Source organism: Nocardia sp. bgisy134, from assembly GCF_057708325.1.
The window spans coordinates 29,520-54,029 of sequence record NZ_JBYIRW010000031.1 but is presented as its reverse complement, the minus strand read 5'-3'; the positions used below and the strand labels follow the sequence as shown (position 1 = coordinate 54,029).

Here is a 24,510-nt window from a genome sequence, read left to right as displayed (position 1 = left end):
GCGAACCCTGGCAAGGCGGGTGCGTTTGGCGCAGCAGGCGGTCGATTCCGATGAAGTTCGTGGTTTACGGCCAGCAAGGCCGATTGGGAGTGATCCAGGGAGATCGTATTCTCGACCTTGCGCTCGCCGCCCACGCTGGCGGCACTGTGGCCGATGATGGCGAAGTCTTCACCTCGCTGCTCACACTGATCGAAGCGGGAGACCGAGGACTCGACCGTGTGCGTCGGTTGCTGGAGCAGTTCGAAGCCACCGACCAGCCTGGGCTGCATACCGACCTCGCGGCGACGCACCTGCATCCTCCGTTCCCAGGACGGCGGTTCGCGTTTGCCGGAGGCAACTACGCTGCCCACGTCGCCAGGGGATACGCCAACCGTGGCCGTCCGATCACCGCAGAAGAGGTCTATTCGAAGACCCGCGAAGGTAAGGCCGGCGGTTTCTGGGTCGTATCACCCCCGGCCGGTCCGCACTCGGACATCCCAGTTCCCAACAGCGCGGACGGGCTGTTCGATTACGAGGGCGAGGTCGCGGTGGTGCTCGGCAAAGGCGGAAAGCGCTTGTCGGCCGACCGGTGGGAGAACAGAGTGTGGGGGACGACGCTGGTCATCGATTGGAGCATCCGCAGCCACACCGAGATCGCGTTCCAGGCGCCTTTCTACGCGCACAAGAACTTCGACAACTCCAAGTCGATCGGGCCGTGGATCACTGTCGACGAAGTAGATCCCAACTGCTGCGAGGTCGAAACACGGGTCAACGGGCAGGTGCGGCAGCGGTTCAACAGCCGCGACATGATCCACTCGTTCGGCGAACTGTTGGAGCAGATCTCCGAAGATCTGACGCTTCTCCCGGGCGACGTACTCAGTGGCGGCACCGGCCCCGGTACCGCGGTGGACAGCACCATCGCCGACCCCGATGGACATTTGCCACTCGACCTCTTCCTCAAAGCAGGGGACATCGTCGAAGTGACTTCCCCGCATCTCGGTTCGCTGCAAGCGCGCATTGTCGCGAGCGCCTGAACAATATTCCCTAATTCGGCGCTCGCGCAGAGAAGAGTGAAAAATGACTGAAAACGACTTCATGTCAGAGCACGACATTCGCACGGCGTTCTTCCAGGCGATGTCGCAGATGTACCGCACCGAGGTACCTCTTTACGGCGACCTGCTGGATATCGTCGACGACGTCAACGGCAAGGTGCTCGCGGGATCTCCCGACCTGGAACTCGATCTGCGCCGCCGGGGTGAACTCGACCGGCTCGGCCAAGAGCGGCACGGGGCTATCCGAGTCGGGACGGCTGCGGAACTGTCGATGATGCGGCGCGTGTTCGCTGTGATGGGCATGCATCCCGTCGGCTACTACGATTTGTCCGTCGCGGGCGTCCCAGTGCACTCGACCGCCTTCCGGCCAGTGAAGTTGGAAGGTCTCAACCGCAACCCGTTTCGTGTCTTCACCTCACTGTTGCGTCTCGAACTGATCGATGACCACGCCCTGCGGGCGGAGGCCACAAAACTGCTTTCACAACGCAAGATCTTCACCGACCGAGCGATCGCGTTGGTTGAGCAGTTCGAACGCGACGGTGGTCTCGACGGCGAATCCGCGACCGAGTTCGTGCGGGAAGTCCTCGAGACGTTCCGATGGCACAGCGACACAGTTGTCGACTCGGAGACATACGAGAAGTTGCACGATGTGCATCGGCTCATCGCCGACGTCGCGTGCTTCAAGGGGCCGCACATCAACCATCTGACGCCGAGAACGCTCGATATCGACGCCGCGCAGGAGGAGATGCAGGCCCGAGGAATCAACGCCAAAGACGTGATCGAGGGTCCTCCTCGCCGCGAAGTTCCGATCCTGCTCCGCCAGACGAGTTTCAAGGCGCTCGAGGAAGAGGTTCGCTTCAATGACGGCGCAAATGGCGTGATGGGCACTCACACGGCCAGATTCGGCGAGATCGAGCAGCGGGGCCTGGCCCTCACTCCGAAGGGGAGGGCTTTGTACGACACATTGCTCGACGCAGCGCGCGGTGAGGAAGGCTCGCAGGCTCACAACTATGAGCAGCGTCTGCAAGAAGTCTTCGCACGCTTTCCGGACGATCTGAACACGCTGCGGCAGGAGGGCCTGGGCTACTTCAACTACAGACTCGCCGACAGTTTCAAGCCGGATCGGATCGGCGTCTCGGATTTGGAGGCATTGATCGCCGGGGGCGTCGTCGAGGCATCGCCGGTGATCTACGAGGACTTCCTCCCTGTCAGCGCTGCCGGCGTTTTCCAGTCGAATTTGGGCGGCACCGAGCAGAGGTCCTACTCGGCTACAGAAGCGCAAGCCGACTTCGAAAAGGCGCTCGGGGCGAACGTGGCGGATCCATTCACGTTGTACGAAGCCATGGAGGCAGCTTCGATGGCTTCGGTTCGCGCGGCGTTGGGTGCGGCAACGGCGTCGGACAAGAGGTGATGTGCGGGACATCGAACCTCACTTCGGCCGCCGCGGACGATGACACTGGAACGCGACGTCCTCGAGCCCACACGGCCCAATCAATACCAAGAAAGAAATGCCGGAACCTGCAACCGACACGGAGCAGTGTCCGGTGCATGTATCAAGGAGGACAACGATGTCGAGGATGATGCGCGCTGCGCGAATGCACAAGGTCGGCGACCCGCTGCAGATCGACGAGGTCGAGGTGCCAACTCCCCGACCCACGGACGTGCTGGTCGAGGTGCGAGCCTGCGGGTTCGTGCCCAACCTGATCAACGTGCTGACCCGCATGCACGACTTCCCCAACCTTTCGCTGCCGAAACTGCCCGCGATCTTTGGTCTCGACGCCGCGGGCGTCGTCGTTGAGAAAGGTGCGCAGGCGCGCGGCATCGAAATCGGCGATCGCGTGTACGTCAACCCCGCGCGGTACTGTGGCGGCTGCCGATACTGCCGGACGGGCAAGTCGCAGCTCTGCCCGGCCTACGCCTTCAACGGCTACATGGGCTTCAGCAAGCACTCGGCCGTGCTGTTCGAAGACTATCCATATGGCGGTTTCTGCGAGTTCATGACCGCTCCGCTGCACAGTCTTGTCAAACTTCCGGACACCGTCTCGTATGAGACGGCGGCGCGCTGGGGGTACCTCGGTACCGGCTACCGGGCGCTTCGTCGTGCCGGAGTCGGACCGGGAAGCACGGTGCTCATCAACGGCATCAGTGGAACCCTCGGGCTGGGCATCGCCCTGTTCGCGCGGGCCTTGGGCGCGCGCCAGATTCTCGGCACCGGGCGCGACCGTACGTTGCTCGAACGGGTCCGGGCGATCGATCCAGCGCGAATCGAGGTCCACTCTGCCTACGACGAAGAGCCGGTAGCAGACTGGGCCCGCAGGCTCACCGGAGGCGAGGGCGTCGGCGCCGTGATCGACGCTCTCTTTACGGGAACCCCGAAGGAGCCCATGCTCGCCGCGATGGCTGCTCTGGCCCGCGGGGGCATCCACGTCAATGTAGGTGGCGTCACGGGAGAGGTTCCGATCGACATGTTCGTGGCCATGTCGAACCTCAATGAATTCGTCGGCAGTCTCTGGTTCTCCACCGCCGAGGGCCAGGAGATGGCCGATATGGCGGCCACCGGTCAAGTCGATTTGTCGGTGTACGAGCACGAGATTTTCAAACTCGCCGACGTGAATGCCGGATTGTCGGTCATCCAGAACAGACACGGCGGGTTCAGCAACTACGTGATCGTTCCCTGACGCCACCGCACAGGTCGATCCGCTCTGTCATCAGCGTTGAACCGGGAGCCAGTGAGTATTGCGCGCTGTCCGGGCCTGGCTGCCCGATTTCGTTTTCGCAGGCGTGACGATCCTGCAGTTTTATCGGAGGTTTGTTTGATGCATACGATTGAAACCGACGTCCTCGTGGTAGGTGCGGGGCCATCTGGGCTCGCAGCAACGACGCTGCTGGCGGCGCATGGGGTGTCCACCATCACCCTCTCGCGGTATTCGGGAACGTCGCCCCAGCCGCGCGCACTGATTACCAACCAGCGGACCGTAGAGGTTTTCCGTGATGTCGGCATCGAGGATCGCGTGCGCGCGGTAAGTATGCCGTTGCCGATGCTGGGAAACAACGTGCTCGCGACGAGTTTCGCCGGTCCAGAGATCTTTCGCTACCGATCCTATGGCACCGGTGATCGAGCTGTTGACTACGCAACTGCGAGTCCGTGTGAGGGGCTCAACGCGCCGCAGCACGTCGTGGAGCCGGTGTTACTGGCGGCCGCTACCGAGCGGGGCGCGGATGTTCGGTTCCTTCATGAACTCGTGCAGATCGAGCAGACGGCGGAGGCCGTCCATGCCCGCGTCTGTGAGCGGGCGACCGGACGGGAGTACGTCATTCGCGCGAAGTACGCGATCGGTGCGGACGGTGGCCGCTCGCGAGTCGCGGAACAGCTCGGGTTCGACTTCGAGGGCGAATCGGGGCTCAAGCACATGCTCAATCTGTGGGTCGAGGTGGATCTCGCCGAGTATGCCGCCCATAGGCCCAGCGTGATCTACATGATTTACCAGCCAGGCGGCGAGTCGTGGGTCGGGTCCGGATCGTTCTTCTGCATCCGCCCTTGGAACGACTGGGTGCTGGTGCGCGAATACGACCCCGCTGATGGCGAACCGGATACCTCCGATACTGCCGTTATCGAGTCCGTCCGCTCGTTGACCGGTCTGCCGAACGCAAAGGTCCGGGTCAAGGGCGTCAGCAAGTGGCACGTCAACCGCATGGTCGCGAACACATACCGCCGAGGACGAGTGTTCCTCGCCGGCGACGCCGCGCACCGGCATCCGCCCGCGGGTGGGCTGGGTAGCAATACCTCGATCCAGGACAGTTTCAATTTGGCCTGGAAGCTTGCTTTCGTATTGTCCGGACGCGCTGGCGAGGGGTTGCTCGACAGCTACGACGAGGAGCGCCAGCCCGTGGGTAAGCAAATCGTGGAGCGGGCGATTCAGGGTCTGAAGAACCAGGGAGCAGCGATCGGGGCGCTCGGCTTGCGGCGTGGGCAGTCGTCCGAAGAGGGCTGGGCGTCGCTGCGTGAGCTCACTTCCGATGCCGACGGTGCCGCTGAGCGACGCGCCGCCCTTGCCGAGGCGGTCGAGTTGCAGCACTACCGGTCGAACGCCCTGGGCGTCGAGCTCGGACAGCGTTACACCTCCTGCGCTGTGGTTGATGACGGCACACCTTTCCCCGCGCCCGAACGGGACCCCGTGCTGCACTATCAACCGACCACTCACCCTGGAGCATGTCTCCCACATGCCTGGGTCGAGCACGATCGTCGCCAGGTCTCGACCATTGATCTCGTCGGGCATGGGCGCTTCAGCTTGATCGTCGGGATCGGAGGCGAGCCATGGGCGGAGGCGGCGGCCAAGATCAGTGCCGAACTCGCTATCGAGCTGCCGATCTACTTCGTGGGGTATCGCTGCGAGTACGACGACGTCGTCGGTGAGTGGGCAGCGGTACGCGAAATCGGTGATCGCGGCGCGTTGCTGGTCCGGCCCGACCGATTCATTGCCTGGCGGTCACACGGGCGCCCGGACTCGCCGGAGGACGCTTTGCGCGGAGCAATCCGGCAGGCGCTGAACCTGACCGCCGACTAGAACGCTGATCCACAGGAGCGCCAAGCGGGACGAATACGGCAAGCGTCGCTCAGGTAAGCCAAGCCGGTCAGCGGTATCGGCAGCACGCCTCGCGCAACCGACTCGGATGGCGCATCGCATGAGTGGGCGATGTCTTGCCAGCAGCATCGAGCTGCCCGTGTATGCATTCCCCGGTGCGTCGAAGGGTCTCGAGAGAAAGGGAGCGTCCAATAGCCATTCCTTCGTATCCTGAAGGCGCGGTCGTCCACACGGTGATCATCGCTTGGAAGGGCGGGGCGGTCGATGACCAGCTCATCGACTACATCACCAGTGAACTGCGCGATGTCGGCGAGAACAGCGATGGAGTTCTCGACTACCGTGTCGGATCTGATCTTGGGGTACGCTTCGATCACGGCGACTATGCTGTGACGGCGATATTTGAGAACCAGGCTTCGTTCGACGCATATGTCGCAAACAGCCGGCATATCGAGATTGTTGAAGAATATCTACTCCCGAATGTTGAGCGTCACATGACAGCGCTGTTCGAAATCTGATGCAAGCAGATTTTCGGAACGGCTGAACTGTCAATTCCTCTGTCAATTCCTGGAACTGCTGGTCGTTCCCCTTGAACGTGTTGTGCAGTGGGTGCTCTCAACGGCTAACTGGTTATGTTCGTTTCGGGACGGAGGCTGAAGCGGACGGCTACCAAGTTTCGGTCCCGGGCTGGCAGTCGTCGACGTGTTCTTTGCGTTATCGGCCCACGGCGATTCCGCATGCAGCTGCCATGTCGATCAGGGTGCACGCGATGTAACTCGGTGCGCTGTGGGTCCGTGACGTTGTCTGTCGAACACGTGGATCCGAGCCGCGGGCGATAGTCGGTCCGTATTATGGACCGCCTATCGGCGAAGCTTTGTTTGCGCGCCATAGAACCTAACTGTCATAGCAGAAGGACTGTTGACTCGATCCCCGAAGAAGCGGTAATGTTCCTCTATATGGTCCACCCGGTCCGTAAGATGGACCGATCTGGAAAGGTTGGCATGTTCTTTCAGGTGAAGTGCCCTATGGCTGCGCCGCTTGCCGCGAACCGGCGGTGCAGTTGATGACGGCGAGCACCGGCATGCTGGGGACGGTGGCGATTTGGCCGGCTCAATGACGGAGGAGGTATTGTCCGAATTTGTAGGGTTCGATGTGAACGGTGGAGTTGCCGTACTGGAGTTGCGTCGCCCGGAGAAACGCAACGCGGTCTCATGGGATATGTGGGAGGCCATTCTCGCACATCTCGCGGTGGCGTCGGGCAGGCCGGAAATTGGCGTACTCGTGGTAAAGGGCAGCGGTGGCGCATTTTGCGCTGGAGCCGACCTGGGCGAGGTCAAGCGGTCCGACGGCACGGCCTCGGCCTCGTTCCACGAACTTGTAGTTCGGTCTCTTTGTGCCATCGCTGAATTTCCGGTGCCAAGCGTGGCGAGTATCGAGGGTGCGTGCATCGGCGGTGGATGCAGCATCGCGCTGGCCTGCGACATTCGGTTCGCACATTCCAACGCATTCTTTGCGATTCCCGCGGTTCGGCACGGAATCGTCTACGACAGGGGCTCAATCGGAAGGCTTGTCGAACTCCTGGGATCCGGCCGTGCGGCACACATGTTGTTCACCGCACAACGCCTGGATGCGGCGCAGGCGGCGCGTATCGGTCTGGTCGATGAATGTAGTAGTGAGCTCGACGAGCTAGTGACAAATTTTACCGATGCAGTACTTCGGGGTGACGCTTCTACGATGGTTGCGACCCGCAAATTGATTCGCAATGCAGCGCAACGAACGGCGGGTCTGTGATCTCGCTGGTGCGGTGGGCATCTTTCCCACGAATTTCGGTGCCATCCCAGACACCTGCCTGGGGCGGGAATCCGGCCCGACTGCAAAACGTGAAGTGAACGGAGTTGCCATGTCTATTCTCGAAAATCGATCGACCCGGAGCGCGACTTCGGGAACGCGGTCGTTTCTCGTGAATCGCGGGAAGGCTATCGCGCGCCTTGACTACTGCGAGATCCGGAACCGGAGGGGTTTTCATGGCTGAGTCGAAATCAGGTTCGGGCCCGCTCAGCGGTATCCGGGTAGTTGATCTCACCAGGGCGCTGGCGGGTCCCTTTTGTACAGCGCTGCTGGGCGACTTAGGTGCAGATGTGATCAAGGTAGAGGGTCTTCCCAATGGCGACGCGACGCGGAATTGGCCCCCCTTCGACGGCTCGCGCAGCCTCTACTACTTGAGCACCAACCGTAACAAGCGTTCGTTGGCATTGGATTTTCGCACCCCGGAGGCCCGGACCATCCTGGCTGACTTGGTCGCGGAGGCCGATGTGCTCGTGGAGAACTTCCGGCCTGGCGTGCTCGCCAAGCTCGGCCTGGATCCTGAGCGGTTGCAGGTCGACCGGCCCGATCTGGTGCTGTCGAGCGTGTCTGGGTTCGGTGAGATCGGTCCACTGCGGAACGACGCCGGTCTCGACCAGGTCGCTCAAGGGATGTCAGGATTGATGTCAGTGACCGGAGCCGGTGAGCACACGCCGATGCGCGTTGGCGTACCTGTCGTCGACATGGCCGCCGGTATGTTCTCCGCGATCGGAATCGTCGCTTCGCTCGTGGGCCGCGCCGTTTCAGGCCGGGCAATTCGGATGAACACATCGCTCCTGGAAAGTGCGATTTCGTTGATGACCTTTCAGGCGCAGCGCTATCTGTCTGTCCAGGAAGTGCCACAACCACAAGGCAACGATCACCCGATCATTTCGCCGTATGGAACCTTCCATGCGGAAGACTCGAGCATCAATGTCGCGATCGGAACGGATGCCCAGTGGTCGGCGCTGTGCGAGATTCTGGGTGCACCCGAACTCACAAGGCGCCCCGAGTACTCGGCTTCGGCCTTGCGAGCCGCCAATCGGAGCGCCTTGTCCGCCGAGCTGAACGAGCTCTTCGGCAAGAAGCCGGCGAATGAGTGGCTGGAGCAGTTGCGTGCCGCCGGGGTTCCGTCAGGCCCCATCTACACCATGGACCAAGTCTTCGATGACCCGCAGGTGCAAGCACTCGGGCTCGTTCAGACAGTGCGGAACGAACACAGCGAGGACCGGTTGCTCCGCGGGCCCCTGTGGGTGGACGGCAGCCCCACTCCGATCAGGAATCACCCGCCCTCGCTGGGGGAACACAGTCGGGAAGTTCTACGAGAACTCGGCTACGAGGACACTGATATCGACAATCTGGTCAGAAAAGGTGTCATCGACCAAGCGCAGGTTATATGCACTCCGACTCCGCACGGCGGCTGAGCAAAGCGGACACTGTATGTCCCGCCTTCCCATGAGAGTGGGCGCTGACCATGGACGCCCGGTCTGCCGTTGTAGCAGCGGCTTGGACCCGCCGAATGTGTCAGGCGCCGACTCACTGCGCCCCCCATGGGCCTGAACTTGCCGACAAATCAGACGGTTTGATGAGGCAATACCGGTACTTGCCGTTCCCCCTTCGTAACTCGGCCTCGGCTGATCTATGTCCATATCGCGCACCGGAGCCAGGATGGCGACCCAGCCTTGCTGTTCCAGAAGTCGCCGCCACAACCGTCAGGAGTTTCAACGTGTCAAGAGTGTCCGAATCTGTAGCTGCTCGAAAAGTCGCACTGACTGACGAGGAGATCTTTGACAGTCACATCGACGGCAAACTGTCCGTCGAGCTGACTGCGCCGCTGGAGAGCCAGCGCGACCTGTCGATCGCTTACACCCCGGGCGTTGCCCAGGTGAGCCGCGCCATCCACGCGGACGAGTCTCTTGCCCGCCGCTACACATGGACCGACCGGCTCGTCGCCGTCGTCTCCGACGGCACCGCCGTCCTCGGCCTCGGGAACAATGGCCCGCGCGCGTCCCTGCCGGTGATGGAAGGTAAGGCTGCCCTGTTCAAGAAGTTCGCGGGGTTGAACTCCATTCCCCTGGTGCTCGACACCACGGATCCGGACGAGATCGTCGAAACGCTCGTCCGGATTCGTCCGAGTTTCGGCGCAGTCAACCTCGAGGACATCTCGGCCCCGCGATGCTTCGAAATCGAGAAGCGTCTCATCGAGGCGCTCGACTGCCCGGTCATGCACGACGATCAACACGGCACCGCCATCGTCGTTCTCGCCGCCCTCAAGGGCGCGGTCACGCTGCAGGGACGCGATCTGTGCGCGTTGCGAGTCGTTATCTCCGGGGCAGGTGCGGCCGGTGTGGCCTGCGCGAATATGCTGCTCGCCGTGGGCATCCGGGACATCACTGTCCTCGACTCGAAAGGAATCGTGTCCCGCGACCGTACCGACCTCGGCCCGAGCAAGATCGATCTGGCCACTCGCACCAATCCGGCGGGCCGATATGGCGGGCCGATCGAGGCTATGCGCGGCGCAGATGTATTCATCGGCGTCTCGGCCGGCACTGTCCCGGAGGAAGTCGTTGCGGAGATGGCGGACAACGCGATTGTCTTCGCGCTGTCGAACCCGGATCCAGAAATCCATCCCGAGGTCGCCGCTCGCCACGCTGCTGTCGTCGCCACCGGCCGCAGTGACTTCCCGAATCAGATCAACAATGTGCTCGCCTTTCCCGGTGTGTTCAAAGGTGCGCTCGACGTGGGCGCTCGCCGCATCACCGAGAGCATGAAGCTCGCGGCCGCGCAGGCAATCTTTTCGGTCGTCGCTGATGAGCTGGCCGCCGATAGGATCGTCCCGAGCCCGCTCGACCCGCGGGTCGCGCCTGCCGTCGCCGCGGCCGTAGCGGCCGTGGCACAGGCCGACGGCATTGCAGACCAGCAGCCCCAGGATCCGCCCAAGAGCAACGGAAATGCGATCCCGTAGTGCCATGGGATTCGGTTGACCCCAACCCCCAAGGCAGCGCCGCTCGCCCAACCTGTCCAGCGCGCTTGGTACGACGGTAGCGCTTTTGCGGATGCCGTAGTGATTAAGTACATTCATCGATTTGATCGGGTTCGAAGACGCGGGATCATCCGTCTGTCCACCGTTGTTTCTAGTACTCCAGCACGACTTCGTGATCGATGGTGGAGTGCTTGGTTGCTCGGGTGGCGGCTGGGGGGTGATTATGTCGTGCTCGTGAGTGGTGCAACGGGTTTGGTGGTGTCGGCTGGTGTTGATGGTGGTCGATGGCAGCGTGAGTTCGAGGATCTGGCCGCGGGTATCGGGGCGCGGTTCGGGCGGGTGGAGACTCGTCGCACGGTGGTGAAGATGCTGGCCGGGATGGTGTCGGAGCTGCCGAGTAAGAACTGTTGGACCTTGGCGGAGCAGGCCGGGGATAACGGTCCGGGCCGGATGCAGCATCTGCTGTCGGCGGCTGTGGTGGATGAGGGCGGGCTGCGAGATGACCTAAGTGATTATGTGATCGAGCATTGGGCGACACCGATGCGACGCTCGTGGTCGACGAAACAGGCGATCTCAAGAAGGGGGTGCACACCGTCGGGGTCCAGCGCCAGTACACCGGCACGGCTGGCAGGATCGAAAACAGCCAGGTCGCGGTGTATCTCACCTACGCCACTCGTGCCGGGCACGCGTTCATCGACCGCGCCTTGTATCTGCCGAAGTCCTGGACAGGTGACCCGGTCCGCTGCATGCAGGCCGGGGTGCCTGCCGACGTGCGGTTCGCCACCAAGCCTGCCCTGGCGAAACGATTGATCATCGGTGCTCTCGATGCCGGTGTCCCCGCACCGTGGGTGACCGGGGATGAGGTCTACGGTGGTGATCCGAAGCTGCGTGGTGAGCTCGAATCTCGCGGTACTGGTTACGTTTTCGCCGTCGCCTGTGACCATCGCGTCACGACCGTGACCGGCCGTGTCCGCGCCGATGTCTTGGCTCGCGCTTTGCCGCGGCGGGCCTGGCAGTCGTTGTCGGCCGGTGATGGCGCCAAAGGGCCCCGCACCTACGACTGGGCCTGGATCGAGATCGGAACCGATGAGAACAACGCCGTGCCCGGGTGCCGGTGGCTGATGATCCGCCGCAACCAGCGCACCGGGGAAATGGCCTACTACCGCTGCTGGAACCAGCAACCGGTCACCTTGGCCCGGCTGGTGAAAGTGGCGGGACGCCGGTGGTCGACGGAGGAGAATTTCCAGACCGCCAAGACACTGACTGGCCTGGACCAGCATCAAGTGCGGGGGTGGCGGTCCTGGCACCGCTGGACGCTGCTGGCAATGCTCGCCCACGCCTTCCTCACTGTCCTGGCTGTCGGCGAGCATGCCCTCGCCGCCGTCTCCTCAGATCGGATCCCGTTCACCCGCAACGAGATCCGTCATCTGTTCGCGGTGCTGGTGGCGCAACCCGTTCGCGTGATGATCGACCGGCTGCACTGGTCGAACTGGCGGCGACGACATCAGTACCGGTCCCGGGTCTGTCACTACCGTCGACGCGGCGCGGCAACTACAGTGCCCGGGTGAACACTCGACCGGCGACTCTGGCTGCCGAACTGGAAGCCGATCTCGACCGCTACCCCGACCAGCGTGGTGAAATCCTGCTCGAAGCCGCCGTGCAATGGTGGCACGCCGCAGACCATGACCGCGCCATCGACCTGCTGCGCCAGGGGATCGATCTGGGTGGTGAGGACGGCGGCAACGCCCGGGTGACGCTGGCGGAAATCCTGTTCGACCTCGACCGCGATGCTGACGCGAACGCCCAGCTGGACGCGTTACGACGAGACCGGATCGATTCCGCTGCTCCGTATCACATGGCCGCCGAACTACTGGAAGAACGCGGTGACCTGCAGCAGGCACTGACCTGGTTCAACATGGCCGTGTCGCGGCTGTCCGACGACGAGACGGCCGAACGCGACACCGAACTGGGGTTCCTCTGCTACGCCAACCACGTCATCGCCGGCCGCCACCGCGTCCGCCGAGCGCTGGAACTACCCCCCGACGACCTCGACGACTCGGTCCAGTCCATGGCTGGCCACGCCGACGAATTCACCCGTGCGGCAACCACACCCAAACCGCCGCGTGAAATGCGAGTGCTGTTCTGGCCCCGCCCGGAAATTCCCCGCGCACACGAAACCTGGCCGCAACTGGTCGAAACCATCGACGCCGACGCCACCATCGCCGAGCGGGAAAAAGCCAACCGTGATCTGGCCGACTCCGGCATCCCCCGCATCACCATGGTGCCCCTCACCGTCGCCAAACTCCTCGACCACACCATCCGCACCGGCGGCGACCCCACCGACTCCGACACCCGCCTGGCCTGCATCAACGAGATCATCGCCGAAGGCCACGCCATCAGCTGGCCACCCCCGCGAAACGCACCGTGCTGGTGCGGATCTACCACCAAATACAAGAAATGCTGCGGCCGACCCACCACATGACCCCATCAACCAGCACCGATTACGAAGTCGTGCTGGAGTACTAGGTGGCTGGCGCTGCCGTCCGATCGCCGCAGCGTTGGCCAACCCTAGCGCCAAACATCAGTGACATGCCGCAGGTTGCGAATACAAGGGACTCAGCGTCACCGGATGCTTGCGGCAATTTCAGCAGCCGCAGCCGCGACCTTACGACCGTACGTTTCGCACACATCCGGTGACATTCGAGAAGCTGCCCCCGAAATGCTCAGCGCCGCGATCGGGCGACCGCCCAGTTGGCGAATGCAGGCTGCGACGGAGATGATACCGTCCGTCATCTCTTGCTCGGAGATGGCATAGCCGCGTTCTCGAATGGTTGCGAGCTCAGCCCGGAGCTGGTCGGGATCGGTAATCGTATGAGGCGTGAGCGACATCAGCTCCCTGTCGAGGTATTCATCGATCTCGGACGCCGTGAGGTAAGCGAGTACGGATTTCCCAGTCGAAGCGGCATGCAGCGGAGATCGGGTGCCGATCGGCTGAACCAGTCGCAACGCATGTTTGCTCTCCCGTCGCTCCACCAGTCGCATCGTGTCTGTCTCAGGCACGGCCAGGTGGATTGTCTCGAGCGTCTCGCTGTTGAGCCGTTCAAGGACTGGGGGAGCCACCTCGCGAAGGCGACCCAAATCATCGATCTTCTCGCTGAGAACACGCACCCGCTCCCCGAGCACCCAGCGGGTGGCTTCACGTCCGTCGGAACGGATCCAGCCGAGCTCGGCGAGAGTGGCGAGGCTGCGTTGCACGGTGCTCTTGGGTAGACCGAGTTGGCGCGCGAGCTCACTGAGGCCGATTGGCTGCTTGTCCGCGACGGCGTCGAGGATCTGGAATGTCGTTCGCACGCTCCTCACTGCGCGCTCCTTCGTATCGTTCGGGATAGTCGGTCCGTATTGTAGACCAGTATGGCACACCGTTAGGCTGGCGAAATTTGTCGGCCGGTCCGGAGTAGCGCGACTCCCTAGGGATTCCGGCCGCGGCCGCAGTAGATGCTTTGATAGCTGCGCCCTCTATATGAGCGAAACGAGCCGCATTGCGGACCGACCAGCGTGTTGCGCGCGGCTCATCAACCTTCGAAGTCGTCTACCAAGGTTTACCTCGGGTCAAGGCAGTTGCCGCGTATCGACGTGGAGACGCAGCCGTCCGCGGCGGTGACCTGCAGGCGGGGCAATCGAGATCGCGGCTGTGCAGGCCGGACGGCTCGTGGGTCTACGCGGTCTGATGACGCCGTCAGCGGACGGTAACGCGCCACTGTGGCGGTGTGATCCAATCTCCACCGAATGTCAAAGTTTGGCAATGGTGCCGAGACGGTGAAGTCACGCGTTGTAATCCGCCGCGAGCACGGCAGTCAGCCGAGGCCACGGCGCGAGCAGTGCGGAAGTTCGAGGAGCTATGCCCGCAACGTCCCAGCGGTGGCGCGCAGGTCGATCAGCAGACGGCTAACCGCTGACTAGGATACAGCGCGCGAACGTCCTCAGGGCAGCGCCGGACCTCCGAGCCCGGCGAGAATCTCAACAACCCGCGCGCTTGATGGCGTTCGTGAAGTACTGCAGCGCGCCGGACCTCCGGGGTCCGGCGAGAATCTCAATGCAGTGCGTGCGCGAGAGGACGGCCGCGGTCAATCATCTGCGCGACCTCGACGACCGCGGCGTCCTGGCCGCCCCGTCGATTCCCTGGTTGCGATCGTCCTCGCCTGCCTCTTCTCCGGGAAGGAGTGACTGCACGTACCGACTCACGGCCAACGCAACGCCGCGGCCGTGAGCGCGGGGCCCATGTGCTCAAGGAGAAGCCGTTTACCACCGCCTGCTCGAAGCCCTCGAGCTGGCGCGGCTATGTCGAGAGTCAGGCATCCATCTAATGGTCACGCTACAAAATGCGGCGCTGGCTGGCGCCCGTAAGTACCCAGCCGAGAGGGCTGGTTGATGGTGCCGGTGGCAGTCGGTTCGCGTGAGTGTTCCGATTGGAGGTCGCGAGAGCTGTCAATTCCCCTATACGCAGGGTTGGACGCGGCTACTGTGACGGCATCTAGCGAGAAGCGCCCTGACCTGCGCATTCGGATGTCCTGAGTGGAGCCGCGACGTTCCATCTCATTGATGGATCTTTCCGTGGTTGTCCTGGTTGAACCAAGCGTCAGGGGTATCTATGCAGCGCGTGCAGGGCTCGCGGAAGTTGGCTGTGGCGGCAGGGGAGTGGGAAGTTTCTGCGGAGCGACGGACAGCAGCCGTTGCGTTGTCGGATGAAATGCGCCCTGCTGGGCCTGTAACAGCCGAGGCCGGGAGCTGGGGCTGTGTAATCGTCAACGGCAGCCATATAGAGGTGCTCTTACAAAATTTGGGAATGGTTCTATGTGCATCTGACAATGTCTTTGCCGAGCGCGATCGGCCGGTAGGCCGGGCCGGTACGCCGAAACCCGGTCTGTCTCACTGGGATTCGCGTTGCGCCCGCAACTCCTGCAAGGCCAGGTCGTCGCGATCATCGATATCGACCTCGGTCAGCTCCCATGTCGGGGCGTCGGCCAACCGCCCGGGATCCTCGACGACCACGGTCTCGGCGAAGGTCTCGACGATGTCGCGCGCCGACCGCGCGTGCACCCACCACCACAACCCACCCATGCCGTAGTTGAGCGTGGCGCCGGGAAATCAGGATGCTCCCGGCATCGTCGCATCTGCGAGCACCTCGGTCGCCCGGTCGTGGAATCGGATGTCGTAGAAGTCGGCGACCGCGCCCCAGAGGGCCAGCGACCATACGGTTTTCGACTTCGGCCGGGCGCTCGCTGATCAGAACCAGATCCTTGATCACCCCTCGCCCGTCCGGCTGGCGCACGCGTTTGGGGTGGCGCATCACCCGCCCGCTGCGCAGCTGCCGGGTGAGTCCTCGGTCGATCGCCTTGCGGCGACGAGGATCGAATAGCGACAAGTCTGAACTGGTTGCCGAACCAGCAGCGCGTCCCTTCACCGACCACGATCGCCGACCAGCCGCGGGTGTGGCTTTTCAGGTCCGCCAGCAGGCACGCGGCTTGGCGGTGCAGGAGAAAGGGGCCCGCACCGCCATCCATGCAACACGCTCGCTATCTGGCCGATCCAGCCTTCAGCCCGGCCGACGATCCGCTCGGTAGGCGCAGGTGTGCGTCGGGAACGCCGCCACCTCGCGGATCAAGCACACCGTCCTGGTTCGCATAGGGGCTCTGGCCGGGCGGAGCCTGCACCGTCGTGAGGTATTTCCACAGGCCGTCGACCAGGACCGCGCCACCGCCCACCAAGGTGCCGACCAGTCCGCCGGCTCCGGCGAACGCGGCGATCGCGGCGGGGGTCGTGGCCAGACAACCCGGGCCAACGATGAGACAGGAACCGAGACCGATCGCGGCGCCGATCAGTGCGCCCAGCACGGTGCCGATCACGGTGCCGATCAGCGGACCGCGAATCATGTTGTCGGCCAACTCATTCAAGGCTAGTTGCTCCTCCATCGGGGAGGCGACGGGACGTGGTCCGTCCGAGCGAATATCGGTGAGGTCGGGGGTGAGGGTCAGCGTGCGCCCGTCGGCGGAAATGCGCTCGTGGATCATCGCACGGTGCCCGTCCAGCTCAATGGTGAGCGGCAGCGTCGATACCAATCGCCCGTCACTGGCGTGAACGGCGACGGTCTGCCGGTCCGGCGCGAGTGTGAATGCGGCGCTGTCCAGGGTGGCGATCACGGATTCGCCGACGACCGCGGCGCGGTATCCGACCGGCGCTGGCGCTTCGGCCGCGCTGGGCGCCGCCGCGGCAACGACCGCACAGGCCGTCGCGAGAACTGCCGAAGTTGTTGTGCGGTACTTCATTCCGATTCCACTTCCAGCTCGGGGATCGCGATCAACGGACGGCGGGCGCTGGTGTCGGGGCAACGCCAGGCTTGGCGGACAGGTGCTCGGCGTACTTGCTCTCTCCCGGAGCGGTTCCGAGAATCGTGACGTATTCGTAGAGCGCGTACGCGGCGGTGGGCCCACCACCGAGAACGAGGCCGGTGAGGCCGCCGACCGCGCCGACGAGGGTGACAATCGGGAGCACCGCGATCACGCAGCCGACGCTGAGCACCACGCAGGAGGCCCCCGCGACAGCGAATCCGACGCCGACCCCGATGACGGCTCCGATGGCGGTACCGATCAGACTGCCGATCGACGTCCCGATGCTCACCGCGTTGATGAGATCGTTCATCGCCAACTGGTTTTCGAGGGGGGAGGCGACCGGACGCACGGCGTCCGCACGCAGGCCGCTCGTCTCGGGGGTAAGGGTGAGGGTGCGCCCATCAGCGGAGATATGGTGCTGGAGCGGCAGGCGCTGCCCGTCGACAGTGAAGGTCAAGGGCAAAGAGGTGAGAGACTGTCCGCTGATGTCGCGGATGCTGAGGGATTGTGAGTCAGCGGCGACGGTGAAAACACCGCGGTCGAGCGTGGTGACGACGGCATTCCCGGACAATGCCGCGTGATATCGCACAGGTTCGGGCGTTTCGGGCGCCGCATCGGCCGGTGTGGCGGCCACCTCGACGATGAACACAGCGAGCAGTGCGGTGATGACTGGCCTACGAGTTCTCATAATTCCTCCTCTGATGCCCCGATTCCGCGGTGAAAGCCGGAAGGGGATGACCGAACGCCCGGATCGGGTTGTGCGGTGGCATGGTGTTGCCCGCCGGGGGTCCAATCCCTTGCGGCGATGATGGTTTCGTGGTTGGCCTGAGCGGGATTCGGCCAAGGGAGCCACTTAACGCATTTGAAAATGCGTTAGCGAAGTTTGAGCGGCCGCTGGCCGGATGTCAAGCTTTTCGTCGTGACACAACATGAAGCCCGGGCGGCCAAGGCGAGACAGGGAGGACGTAGCGCCCGTGTAGTGGAGGCGGTGCGCAAAGCGACACTGGAACTGTTGATTCAGCGCGGCTACCACGGTTTCGAGATCCCCGACGCAGCCCACAACGCCGGAGTCCATCCGACGACCATCTATCGGCGCTGGCAGGGGAAGCAGGACCTCGTCGCCGACGCGATGCTCGCACACATGGAGCAACAGATCCACGTCCCGGATACCGGCTCCTTGCGCGGCGACCTGACCGAATTGCTGCACGAGGTCACGGCCGTGCTCGCTCAGCCGCCACTGCTCGCGTTGCTCCGGGTTCAGGTCGCGATCGCCGACTCCGTCGAGGGCGTCGACGCCGCACGCCGCCGATTCTGGGCGACCCGCTTTCGATCCTCGGCCGCGCTCGTCGAACAAGCGATGTCCCGCGGCGAACTCCCCGCTCAGACCGATGCGCAGGAGTTGGCCGAGTTCGCGATTGCTCCGATCTACCTGCGCGTTCTCGTCACCGGCGGTTTGGTCGACGAGGCATTCATCCGCTCCTGCGTCGAGCGAGCACTCCGCGCCTTCGGCGCCGCGATCGAGGCGGACGAATGAATTACGCGGCGGCGGCGAGAGCGGCGAGCGTGGCGTTGGTCAGGCGGGCGATGTAGCCGTCGTCCACCGGCCCGCGGCTGATCAGCAGCCGGAAGAACAGCGGAGCTCCGAGAAGGTCCATCCCCAGCTCGAAGTCGAGCTGAGTGGGCAATTCTCCGCGGTCGATGCCGCGTTGGAGGAGTTGCGCGGCCGCCGCGCGGCGGGGCGCCGCCACTGCCGCGCGTAACGCGTCGGCCAGGTCGCGATTGCGGGCCGCTTCGGCGAACAGGTCGGGAACGATCCGGCTCACCAGCTGATGAGTCAGGGCGCCGACGACGTCGCGGATGAATGCCTCGACGTCACCACGCAGCGATCCGGTGTCGATGTCGGCGGGACTGTGCGCACGCACGGCGGTGGATATCAGATCGATCAGCATCGCATCCTTGGAGGGCCACCGCCGGTACAGCGCCGCCTTACCGACACCGGCGCGGCGAGTCACCGCCTCCATCGACATCCGCGCGTACCCGATTTCGGCGAGTTCGTCCAGGGCAGCACGAGTGATCGTTTCGGTCACGGTTTCCCGAAGGGCTGCCGCTCCCGCGGCTCGGCGGCTGGTCATTCGATACCCCTCAAAAGAACGGAACGGTTGCGTTCCGATGCTATCAGGGCTACGCTCGCAAACCTGAACGCAACGGAACGGTTCCGTTCCGTGTTTGCCTGCATGGAGGGACAATGAAGTTTCTGTTCGACGACGAGTCGTTCTCGTTCGAAGCCTTGCGGACTGCCGGACACGGCGCCTACGGCGGGGCCGAGCTCGGCGAAGTGCTGGCCACCTGCCAGAACATCCCCGAGGGCGACGAAGAGGCGTGGTGCCGGGAATGGTCGGCCACTGCCGAGCGCGTTCATCGGATCGCCTGGACCGCTCTCGCCGCCGGCCGCCGAGTCAGCGCCAGGGAAGCTCTCCTGCGTGCGTCGAACTACTACCGAAACGCGGACTTCTACCGCAGGCTCGACCCGGACAACGACGCCGAATCGGCCCGCCTGGCTCGGCTGTCACGGCAGACATTCGCCGAAGCCGCCGAGCTGTTCGACGTTCCGCCGATCCCGCAGGCCATCCCTTACGAGGGCGGCGAACTGCCCGGATACCTGTTCCGCGTGGATGATTCGGACAAGGCTCGGCCCACGGTCATCCTGCACGGTGGCTTCGACTCGACTCTCGAAGAGCTGTACTTCTTCGCGGCCGAAGGTGCCCTGCGGCGCGGCTACAACGTGCTGGGGTTCGAGGGGCCCGGCCAGGCCTCGGCCCGGCGGGAGTCGGGGCTGGTGTTCCGACCCGACTGGGAACACGTGGTGACTCCAGTTCTCGACCACGCACTGACGTTGCCCGGAGTCGATCGGGACCGTCTTGTCCTGTTCGGCACCAGTCTCGGCGGATACCTCGCGGCCCGCGCGGCCGCCTTCGAGCACCGCTTCGCAGCTTGCGTGCTGCACGACGGCGTTTACAGCTTCCATGACGCCTACCGCAGTGTGATGCCACCGTTCCTGTACGACTGGATCCTCGACAAGCGTGATGACCTCGCGAACCCGGTCCTCGAACTGATGATGATGTCGACCCAAAGCCGATGGGCGGTGCGCAACGGCATGTGGACGTTCGGGGCCGCGTCCCCCGCCGAATACATCCGAATCACCCGGCCGTTCACCGTGGACGGCATCGCCGACAAGATCACCTGCCCCACCCTCGTCCTCGACGCGGAGAACGACCAGTTCTTCCGCGGCCAGCCTCGGCAGGTCTACGACGCGCTCCGGTGCGAGAAGGAACTGATGGTGTTCGCGTCCGCCGACGGTGGCGGCGAGCATTGTCACGAGGGTGCGACGTTGCTGTTCAACCAGCGAACCTTCGACTGGCTCGACACCCGTCTGAGCCTGTGAGCGCCACACGCCGGGCCAACCGCGTGCTGGCCCTACTGATGCTGTTCATGATGATCAACTTCGCCGACAAGGCCGTGCTCGGCCTCACCGCCGACCCGATCATGAACGAACTCGGACTCTCCGCGACCGGATTCGGGATGGTGGCGGCAGGCTTCTACCTGCTGTTCAGCGCATCGGCGGTGCTGGTCGGATTCCTCGGCAACCGGGTGCCGGTACGCCTGTTGCTCGCCATCTTGGTGTTCATCTGGTCCGTCGCGCAGCTCCCGATCCTTGTTCCCGGGACCGGATTCGCGATCCTGCTCGGCACTCGCGTCCTGCTCGGCGCCGGTGAAGGTCCTGGATTCCCGCTGGCCAACCACACTGCCTTCACCTGGTTTCCAGAGCAGCGGCGGGCACTGCCATCGGCGGTGATCACCGCTGGCGGTGCGCTCGGCGCGGTGCTCGGTGGTCCGTTGATCATCGTGACCATCAGCGCGTTGGGCTGGCGCGCGGCCTTCGGCCTGCTCGGCATCCTGGGCCTACTGTGGTTGTCGGCGTGGCTGCGCTGGGGCAATACCGGCCCCTATCATGTTGGTGGCAACGCTGATTCGAGTACTCAGAAGGAAGTGCCGTTTCTCCGAATCGTGGCCACCGGAACCTGGCTCGGTGGGACGTTCGCGACCTTCACTGTCATGTGGTCCCTCGCGCTTGGGCTCGCCTGGCTGCCGCTGTACTTGGCGGACGAGGTCGGATTCAGCGAGGCCGCGGTCGGCGGCTTGATCGGACTGCCGAGTGTGGTCGCCATCGCCCTTGTACTGACCGTCGGTGTCATCGCACAGCGGGCCGCCCGGCGCGGCGCCTCCCGTCGGCTCGCCCATGGTGTGCTCGGCGGCGCCGTCGCCGCACTGGCCGGCATCTGCATGCTGGCAGTAACCAGGCTGGACGTGGCACCGCTGGTCCTGCTCGTCGTCGTGATCGCCTTCTCGGCGGGCAACGCACAAACACCGCTGGTCAACGCCGCGATCGCCGACATCTGCCCGGACCGACAGCGCAGCGCGGCACTCGGAACCTCCTACGCGGTAGCCGCAGTGGCCAGCCTGCTGGCACCCTACGTCACCGGCAGACTCATCGACGCCGCACCGAGCCCCTCGGTCGGCTTCGCGATGGCATTCGATCTGGCTGGATTGTTGCTGGTGGCCGGCGCAGCCGTGTCGATGCTCGCGATCAGACCGGATCGAGACCAGTTGCGGACCGACCCCGCTGAGACCGAGATCGGCGTAATCGGCCGCGTGTAGGACGGGCTTACGCAGGCCGTTGGTTTCGACGAGCATGCCCTGCATGATTCGTGTGCACGGCGACTCGGTGTAGCGATCCCAGTACGTCGGTCCTCGTCTGGCAAGGCTGTCCGACGAGGGCCGCATGGACTGCCAGGAGACTCGGTGAAACCCGGCGCCAGCAACATCGACGAAGAGTCACGCCGAACACCAGTCGACCACGATGTGCAGCACGAGAGCCCGAAAATCAAGCGTTATCAGCGGTTTACGTAAGATCCGCCCGATCTTTGCCGCCCCGGGCGCGACACGCAGACAAACGCGCTGCGCGGTGTCATGCTCGGAAATCGTGACGAGCGGGTTGGAAGGCGCTGCGGTGAAAGCCGTTGCGGGACTGGCGAAGCCAGTTGGTGGCTGGCTGTTGCGGCGGGTACGACCGGACATCTCGCGGTCGGCGCTGGCGGGGCATGCCGACGGTTTGGCAGAGGCGGTCCAGCGGCGGGAAACGGTGCTGCGTGATCAGCTGAGGGCGGGGCCGGGCACGGTGATGGATCTGGAATTCCGGATCGCGTCACGGCGGCGTTCGGGCGATGACGCTCGTTGTGTGCTGGCGAATATCGGTACCTACTACCGGGAGAAGGTGACGCAGCGTCGGCTGGTGGTTTTGGGTGCGGCGGGGGCGGGCAAGACAGTGTCGGCGATCCATCTGGTCCTCGATCAGTTGCGTGATCGGGCGCTGTTGTCGGATTCGCTGCGCGCGGCCGCGCCGGTGCCTGTTCGCGTCAATGCCTCGGGATGGGATGGCAGCGAATCGTTCTCGGGCTGGTTGGCGACGAGACTGTGCCTCGATTTCGCCCTGCACGCGCGTGTGGCGCGAGCCCTGATCGACAGTGGCCGGATCCTGCCGGTGCTGGACGGCTTGGACGAGATGGATCCTCTCGATGGCGCATCGATACGTGCGCGGACCGTGTTGGATCGGTTGAACGAAACCCCTTGGCGCAACCGTGGTCTCGTCGTCCTGTGCCGCACTCCGGTGTTCGCCAGGATCACCGGTCTGCGTGGCGATGCCGGTCTGCACGGTGCGACCACGGTGACGGTGCAAACGCTGACCACGACCGATATCTACTGCTATCTCGATGATTACCGTGACCAGCTCGGAGTTGCCGAACAGGCGTGGGGGTCGGTGACCGCGCGGCTCGAGCAGGATCCGGACGGACCGCTGGCCACCGCGTTGCGCACACCGTGGCTGCTCGGACTGGCCGCGCCCGCTCTACATGGCGGCGGCCGTGACACCGCCGACGCGCTGGCCGCGTGTTCCACCGTCACGGCGGTGTGTGATCTGTTGTTCGCCAGCATGATTCCGGCGGCGATCGCCGCGACTGAACGCACCGCGGCGACCCGCGCCTACACCGAACGCGCTGTCGATATCTGGCTGCACAACCTCGCCGAGCACCTCCAGGCACAGCGGATTCGGGGACGTGGCGGCACCGATATCACCCTCGACCGTATCTGGGAACTGGCCGGTGTGCGGCCGACCCGATCACTGACGCTATCTGCGTTCGTCCTGGGAGGCGGGCTCTTCTACAGCACGGCGACCGGATTGTTGTCCGGCGCCTATCTCATCGGCGAGACAGCGATACTGACCTGGCTGTGGCTGTGGCTGGGGTTGTGGTTCGGATTCTGGTCTGTCCTGACACGGTTCTTTCCGAAACTCGCCGCGCCACCGCGTCTGGCTTGGCGTATCCCGGGCAGATCCCGAGGCCGCAGAACCCTGCAAGGCATGCTGGTCGCCGGGGCGATCATCGCGTTCGCGCTCACGCTGACGACCTGGATGTGGTACTTCCAGCCGCGCGGCCCCTCCGGCGCGATCGCTATTGCGGGCTGGTCGATTTCGCTGTGCCTACTACCTCTCGGGGTGGCGATCGCGGTCATGAAGGCACTGGGCACGACCAGCGAAGACCGGTTCGCACTCGGCGTGGACGAACAGCGGGTGATCCGCGACGTCCGAACCGCCGCCATCGTCGTCGGACTCACGGTCCTGCTCACGGTCGGCATCCTGACCGGCCTTAGATTCCTGCTTCGTAGCTGGCTCGTTCTTCGGCTATACGGAATCCCCGATCACCTGTCCGGAGCTCAGCTCGCCCGAACCATGCTGCCCCAGTTCGAGCAAGGGCTCGATGTCGGACTACTCCTCGGATTGATGCTGGGAACGACCGCTGGCACTACGATCGGTCTCACGGCAGGCCGGTACGCGATCGCGTCGGTGCTGTTCCGTGTGACCGGTACCTTCGCGCCACGGCCCGCTCCGTTCCTGAACTGGGCACGCAATACCGGCCTGCTGCGCGTCACCGGTATCTCCTACCAGTTCCGCCACGACACCTACCAGCAGTGGTTGGCGCTACGACCCGCCGGCCGCCCCGACCCGATACGCCGCCGTGCGCCCGGCCTCGCCGCCGTGCTGGTTCCGGTCGTGGTCGTAGTGACCACCATCGCGCTGACCGTTGTCGCCAGTCCCCGCTGACGCGCATATCATCGCCGACGCCGCCCGCGCCATGCCGCATACGCTGGACCGGGTCGACACCGGCGACGAACCCCTCACCGAGCTCGGCGTCCTGGTCGGCTTCGACGACGACCTGGCCGACGAAGCCACTCGCACCAACAACCGCATCCGTGGCCTGCTGTCCAGCTCCACCCAGCTCTCGAACGCGCCTCGGGGCCCCGGATCTCACATCCTGCGGTTCTGGAGATCTTGTCCCGGTGCGGCGGCCCCAGCAGGGATCCGAGCCGCGAGCAAACGCAATCGCAAACTCACCACGATCGCCACCAAGCAAGAAGTAGCGCTGTGGTTGCCGGTGGACGGGACGCGTCGGGGCCGGATCAGCGGCTGACTCGAACATTCGGAGGTCAGCAGTATCCGCATGCACTTCTCTATCCGAACGATCGCGAGAGCGGGGAACAGTCGAGAACCGTAATGGTGGAGCCGTGTGTGACGGCTC

General features: G+C 64.1%; 18 protein-coding genes and 2 pseudogenes. 15 read left to right on the top strand and 5 right to left on the bottom strand.

Annotation, left to right across the window (positions count from 1 at the left end; all coding sequences use genetic code 11):
• The first annotated feature begins 50 nt into the window (after window positions 1–50).
• The 10 genes and pseudogenes from AC3ERS_RS34765 (at window position 51) to AC3ERS_RS34720 (ending at window position 12,918) form a co-directional block, all read left to right on the top strand.
• Window positions 51–1,013 carry a fumarylacetoacetate hydrolase family protein gene (locus AC3ERS_RS34765; protein WP_431972405.1) on the top strand — a complete coding sequence of 321 codons (963 nt, stop codon included), beginning with the start codon at window positions 51–53 and terminating at the stop codon, window positions 1,011–1,013.
• A 43-nt stretch (window positions 1,014–1,056) separates the two neighbouring features.
• A complete protein-coding gene (gene hglS / locus AC3ERS_RS34760) occupies window positions 1,057–2,442 on the top strand; it encodes a 2-oxoadipate dioxygenase/decarboxylase HglS (RefSeq protein ID WP_431972404.1) in 1,386 nt (461 codons plus the stop codon).
• 184 nt (window positions 2,443–2,626) lie between these two features.
• A complete protein-coding gene (locus AC3ERS_RS34755; RefSeq protein WP_431972403.1) occupies window positions 2,627–3,709 on the top strand; it encodes an alcohol dehydrogenase catalytic domain-containing protein in 1,083 nt (360 codons plus the stop codon).
• Between the two features lie 138 nt (window positions 3,710–3,847).
• Window positions 3,848–5,596, top strand: a complete 1,749-nt coding sequence (locus tag AC3ERS_RS34750) for an FAD-dependent oxidoreductase (protein ID WP_431972402.1) — start codon at window positions 3,848–3,850, stop codon at window positions 5,594–5,596.
• Window positions 5,597–5,847: 251 nt separating this feature from the next.
• Window positions 5,848–6,129, top strand: a complete 282-nt coding sequence (locus AC3ERS_RS34745; RefSeq protein ID WP_431972401.1) for an antibiotic biosynthesis monooxygenase family protein — start codon at window positions 5,848–5,850, stop codon at window positions 6,127–6,129.
• A 595-nt stretch (window positions 6,130–6,724) separates the two neighbouring features.
• Entirely contained in the window at window positions 6,725–7,402 is a 678-nt protein-coding gene (locus AC3ERS_RS34740; protein ID WP_431972400.1) for an enoyl-CoA hydratase/isomerase family protein, read from the top strand.
• Window positions 7,403–7,635: 233 nt separating this feature from the next.
• Complete coding sequence (locus tag AC3ERS_RS34735; RefSeq protein WP_431972399.1) at window positions 7,636–8,877, top strand: CaiB/BaiF CoA transferase family protein; 1,242 nt, start codon at window positions 7,636–7,638, stop codon at window positions 8,875–8,877.
• Window positions 8,878–9,179: 302 nt separating this feature from the next.
• Window positions 9,180–10,418, top strand: coding sequence for an NAD(P)-dependent malic enzyme (locus AC3ERS_RS34730; protein ID WP_431972398.1), 1,239 nt, complete (start codon window positions 9,180–9,182; stop codon window positions 10,416–10,418).
• Window positions 10,419–10,688: 270 nt separating this feature from the next.
• Window positions 10,689–12,004, top strand: a pseudogene (locus AC3ERS_RS34725) (IS701 family transposase).
• Window positions 12,001–12,918 carry an SEC-C metal-binding domain-containing protein gene (locus AC3ERS_RS34720; protein ID WP_431972397.1) on the top strand — a complete coding sequence of 306 codons (918 nt, stop codon included), beginning with the start codon at window positions 12,001–12,003 and terminating at the stop codon, window positions 12,916–12,918. Before AC3ERS_RS34725 ends, AC3ERS_RS34720 begins: the two are co-directional and overlap by 4 nt.
• Window positions 12,919–13,058: 140 nt before the next feature.
• Here the strand turns inward: AC3ERS_RS34720 and AC3ERS_RS34715 are convergent, their stop codons facing one another.
• From AC3ERS_RS34715 to AC3ERS_RS34700, 4 genes are all read right to left on the bottom strand, one after another.
• Entirely contained in the window at window positions 13,059–13,796 is a 738-nt protein-coding gene (locus AC3ERS_RS34715; RefSeq protein ID WP_431972396.1) for an IclR family transcriptional regulator, read from the bottom strand.
• A 1,566-nt stretch (window positions 13,797–15,362) separates the two neighbouring features.
• Window positions 15,363–15,554 (bottom strand): hypothetical protein, encoded by a 192-nt coding sequence (locus AC3ERS_RS34710; RefSeq protein WP_431972395.1) that lies wholly within the window; start codon window positions 15,552–15,554, stop codon window positions 15,363–15,365.
• 455 nt (window positions 15,555–16,009) lie between these two features.
• Complete coding sequence (locus AC3ERS_RS34705; RefSeq protein ID WP_488186879.1) at window positions 16,010–16,759, bottom strand: DUF8020 domain-containing protein; 750 nt, start codon at window positions 16,757–16,759, stop codon at window positions 16,010–16,012.
• 31 nt (window positions 16,760–16,790) lie between these two features.
• Window positions 16,791–17,510, bottom strand: coding sequence for a DUF8020 domain-containing protein (locus tag AC3ERS_RS34700; protein WP_431972393.1), 720 nt, complete (start codon window positions 17,508–17,510; stop codon window positions 16,791–16,793).
• Window positions 17,511–17,810: 300 nt separating this feature from the next.
• Between AC3ERS_RS34700 and AC3ERS_RS34695 the strand changes: the two genes are divergently transcribed.
• Window positions 17,811–18,356, top strand: a complete 546-nt coding sequence (locus tag AC3ERS_RS34695; RefSeq protein ID WP_431972392.1) for a TetR/AcrR family transcriptional regulator — start codon at window positions 17,811–17,813, stop codon at window positions 18,354–18,356.
• 1 nt (window position 18,357) lies between these two features.
• On the opposite strand, the gene AC3ERS_RS34690 is transcribed toward AC3ERS_RS34695, so the two are convergent.
• Window positions 18,358–18,954, bottom strand: coding sequence for a TetR/AcrR family transcriptional regulator (locus AC3ERS_RS34690; protein ID WP_431972391.1), 597 nt, complete (start codon window positions 18,952–18,954; stop codon window positions 18,358–18,360).
• A 113-nt stretch (window positions 18,955–19,067) separates the two neighbouring features.
• On the opposite strand from AC3ERS_RS34690, the gene AC3ERS_RS34685 reads away from it, so the two are divergent.
• The 4 genes and pseudogenes from AC3ERS_RS34685 to AC3ERS_RS34670 form a co-directional block, all read left to right on the top strand.
• A complete protein-coding gene (locus AC3ERS_RS34685; RefSeq protein WP_431972390.1) occupies window positions 19,068–20,264 on the top strand; it encodes an alpha/beta hydrolase family protein in 1,197 nt (398 codons plus the stop codon).
• On the top strand, window positions 20,261–21,538 hold the full coding sequence (locus AC3ERS_RS34680; RefSeq protein ID WP_431972389.1) for an MFS transporter: 1,278 nt from the start codon (window positions 20,261–20,263) through the stop codon (window positions 21,536–21,538). The genes AC3ERS_RS34685 and AC3ERS_RS34680 overlap by 4 nt, the downstream gene beginning before the upstream one ends.
• Before the next feature lie 325 nt (window positions 21,539–21,863).
• Window positions 21,864–24,035, top strand: coding sequence for a hypothetical protein (locus AC3ERS_RS34675; protein WP_431972388.1), 2,172 nt, complete (start codon window positions 21,864–21,866; stop codon window positions 24,033–24,035).
• Window positions 24,034–24,342: pseudogene (locus AC3ERS_RS34670) on the top strand (IS110 family transposase); the annotation flags it as partial. The gene AC3ERS_RS34675 and the pseudogene AC3ERS_RS34670, both read left to right, overlap by 2 nt.
• Between the last annotated feature and the right edge of the window lie 168 nt (window positions 24,343–24,510).

Excerpts from the sequence above, each read along its gene's own strand:
- AC3ERS_RS34765 (WP_431972405.1), top strand. The coding sequence starts at position 51 with ATGAAGTTCGTGGTTTACGGCCAGCAAGGCCGATTGGGAGTGATCCAG.
- hglS (WP_431972404.1), top strand. The coding sequence starts at position 1,057 with ATGACTGAAAACGACTTCATGTCAGAGCACGACATTCGCACGGCGTTC.
- AC3ERS_RS34755 (WP_431972403.1), top strand. The coding sequence starts at position 2,627 with ATGCACAAGGTCGGCGACCCGCTGCAGATCGACGAGGTCGAGGTGCCA.
- AC3ERS_RS34750 (WP_431972402.1), top strand. The coding sequence starts at position 3,848 with ATGCATACGATTGAAACCGACGTCCTCGTGGTAGGTGCGGGGCCATCT.
- AC3ERS_RS34740 (WP_431972400.1), top strand. The coding sequence starts at position 6,725 with ATGACGGAGGAGGTATTGTCCGAATTTGTAGGGTTCGATGTGAACGGT.
- AC3ERS_RS34735 (WP_431972399.1), top strand. The coding sequence starts at position 7,636 with ATGGCTGAGTCGAAATCAGGTTCGGGCCCGCTCAGCGGTATCCGGGTA.
- AC3ERS_RS34710 (WP_431972395.1), bottom strand. The coding sequence starts at position 15,554 with ATGGGTGGGTTGTGGTGGTGGGTGCACGCGCGGTCGGCGCGCGACATC.
- AC3ERS_RS34705 (WP_488186879.1), bottom strand. The coding sequence starts at position 16,759 with ATGAAGTACCGCACAACAACTTCGGCAGTTCTCGCGACGGCCTGTGCG.
- AC3ERS_RS34700 (WP_431972393.1), bottom strand. The coding sequence starts at position 17,510 with ATGAGAACTCGTAGGCCAGTCATCACCGCACTGCTCGCTGTGTTCATC.
- AC3ERS_RS34690 (WP_431972391.1), bottom strand. The coding sequence starts at position 18,954 with ATGACCAGCCGCCGAGCCGCGGGAGCGGCAGCCCTTCGGGAAACCGTG.
- AC3ERS_RS34685 (WP_431972390.1), top strand. The coding sequence starts at position 19,068 with ATGAAGTTTCTGTTCGACGACGAGTCGTTCTCGTTCGAAGCCTTGCGG.